At 57.3% G+C, this 2,246-nt stretch carries 2 protein-coding genes and 2 pseudogenes; 1 reads left to right on the top strand and 3 read right to left on the bottom strand.

The window, feature by feature from the left end; all coding sequences use genetic code 11:
- Positions 1 to 393, bottom strand: a pseudogene (locus tag L8K08_RS30135) (hypothetical protein); the annotation flags it as partial.
- Positions 394 to 471: 78 nt separating this feature from the next.
- Here L8K08_RS30135 and L8K08_RS30130 point away from each other — a divergent pair.
- Complete coding sequence (locus L8K08_RS30130) at positions 472 to 939, top strand: hypothetical protein (RefSeq protein WP_242201983.1); 468 nt, start codon at positions 472 to 474, stop codon at positions 937 to 939.
- On the opposite strand, the gene L8K08_RS30125 is transcribed toward L8K08_RS30130, so the two are convergent.
- Both L8K08_RS30125 and L8K08_RS30120 read right to left on the bottom strand, forming a co-directional pair.
- Positions 904 to 1,998 carry a minor capsid protein gene (locus L8K08_RS30125; RefSeq protein WP_145163875.1) on the bottom strand — a complete coding sequence of 365 codons (1,095 nt, stop codon included), beginning with the start codon at positions 1,996 to 1,998 and terminating at the stop codon, positions 904 to 906. The two genes, L8K08_RS30130 and L8K08_RS30125, sit on opposite strands and share 36 nt — an antisense overlap.
- Positions 1,973 to 2,246 (bottom strand): annotated as a pseudogene (locus L8K08_RS30120) (hypothetical protein); the annotation flags it as partial. The gene L8K08_RS30125 and the pseudogene L8K08_RS30120, both read right to left, overlap by 26 nt.

Below are 2,246 nucleotides of genomic sequence, written 5' to 3'. Positions count from 1 at the left end.
CGCACCGCGTACCGAGTCACCCAGAACCTTGCCCTGGAACTTAGCAGCGAACGATTCAGCCTTCTCGGCGCGCTCGCTGATGGTCTTCAGCTGCTTGTCGTAGTCACCACGCAGACGCTCGGTCCGGCGGTTGAAGACTTCGTCCACCTTGCCCTCGGTCAGCAGCTTGGTTTCTTCGTCCTGCCCGGCACGGTTGAGCAGTCCTTTGACGGCTTCAATGTCGATGCCTTCAAACTGTGTTTCGAACTGGGTCAGCTTGCCGGAGGTTTCCTTCAGCTTGCCCAGCAGTTCCGAGTTCTTGGTTTTGAGACCAGACACAGATGCTTCAACGGCAGTCGCGATAGCGGCCTTGATTGCCGGGTTTTCCAGGTCGATTTCGTTTTCTTCTGCCACGTTGATGCACCCCTTGGGTTTGGATTAGCCTGCCTCGCAGGCAAATGAAATCGCGTCCCTATTTCAGGGGCGATAAAAATGGTGAAAGTTATGGCGCGGATGGACACAAGGCTGGAAAGCGAAGGAGCTGAATTTCTCGTGCTAGGGCAATTGCTGATTCACAAAATCGCCGCTTACAAGACTTATACCAACATGTCTGGATACGACATCGTGGCTACCGACGCTGCGCAAAACTCTTCCGTTCGAGTTCAGGTAAAAAGCCGTTGGAGAACAGGTGCGACTGGATTCCCCATCAAAAACTTCGATTGCGAATTTGTGGTCGCGGTATTCCTCAATCGCGGATCTCCAGACGGAAAAAAGCAGCCTATCCCACCGCATTACTATGTTTTGCCAGTAGCAACGATCCAGGCCCTTCCTAGATCTGAGGGCTGGAGCAAGGTGGACCTGAAGCACTTGCCCGATCTTGAGCAGTACAGAGAGGCGTGGGGCTTGATATCAGACGCCTTAGGATCAATTCGGGCCGACGCCTGCCCTTTGGAACGCTAGTGGTTCCAGTGTTTTCATCTGCGCGAGAGTCAATGGCGCAAAGTTGCGATCAAGCTGCAGCTCTGCGAAGCGTTCAACGCTTAGACCACCCTCGCGAAACAGCTTGGCCCGCATAGGACCGATTGCCTCGTCCTGGAACGAGGCTGGCTGCTGCTGGAGCCAGTGGTAGTAATCGATGTCAGCACTGACCTGCTTTCCGCCGTCAGCACCTACCGAGGCACGCGTTGCGCCCTTGGCGAACATCGCGCTGAGCTTGGTCAACAGAATGAAGGTGGTGCGGCAGTTAGGGTGGAAAGGCGGTCTTGGGCCGGAATCCACCGGAAACTTGCGTTTGTCCATCGAGCGGCACAACTGGCTGGTCTTGCTATCCAGCGTGGCCACCATCTGGATCTCTTGCACGATATCCGTGTTGGCCTTTGCGACCTCCATCCGCGCCTGGGAGGCCACATGCTGAATCGCGGTATGCACGACCGTGCTGGCATTGCGGTTGGTGGTGGCCAGGATGCCGTCTTTGTATCCTGCCGCCTTGGTGCCGCGAATGTTGCGAATGATCTGGAAGTTCGTCTGCCCTTCGAAGAAGCCCTGCCGGATCGTGCCGGTGACGCGCTCACGCTCTGCACTGGTCCAGCCCTTGATGAAGGCCTTAAGCAGCTTCCCGCCGCCGGTGCCACGTACACTGAGCGGGTTCGTCAGCACTGCGGTGCGAATTGCAGCGGCCGTCGGCGCGACCACATCCAGCGAAACGCCAACCGGCGCCGACCTGGCAAGGCTGGTCGCCTCAAATTCGGCCTCGTAGTTGGCGATGTCCACCAGGTCGAGGTTCAGTTGCGCGCTGTAGCGGTCGAAGATGCCCAGCAGCAGGCTATCCACCTCTTTCAGCAGCGCTTCCAGGCGCTTGACGTTGTACTCAGTCAGGTCCGACTGGATCAGCCGATCCCGTATACATCGGTCAATCTCCTTGAGGAAGGGTGCAAACTTGCCCACCTCCCCCGCCTTGAGCTTTTCGAGGAAGACCGCGTGCCGGATCGTGGCGTCAAGGATTGCTTGGTTTGCCGCCATTTGGTTTGTCCTCATCGTCCAGGCCTAGACCGTCGCCCTGCTCCTGCAATTCGCCGTCGATCTGCAGGTCTGTACGCTCTGGCGCAATCAGGCCAAGTTTGCGCAGGTAGGCCCGCAAGTCGGCCTTAGCGAAACCGCGTTGCTGCCAGAGCGAAACCAACGCAGCGATCATCTGCGGATCAGCCGTCAGCTCTACGAACTCTTGATTGACCTGGTAGGCAACCTTTTTGTCGGCAATCCCCATGTAA

This window comes from Pseudomonas sp. TREG-RG-20F-10-E-6-01 (assembly GCF_022662455.1).
GTDB lineage: Bacteria > Pseudomonadota > Gammaproteobacteria > Pseudomonadales > Pseudomonadaceae > Aquipseudomonas.
The sequence above is the reverse complement of the archived record's forward strand: the minus strand, read 5'-3'. Positions and strand labels throughout refer to the sequence as shown.

Excerpts from the sequence above, each read along its gene's own strand:
- L8K08_RS30130 (WP_242201983.1), top strand. The coding sequence starts at position 472 with ATGGTGAAAGTTATGGCGCGGATGGACACAAGGCTGGAAAGCGAAGGA.
- L8K08_RS30125 (WP_145163875.1), bottom strand. The coding sequence starts at position 1,998 with ATGGCGGCAAACCAAGCAATCCTTGACGCCACGATCCGGCACGCGGTC.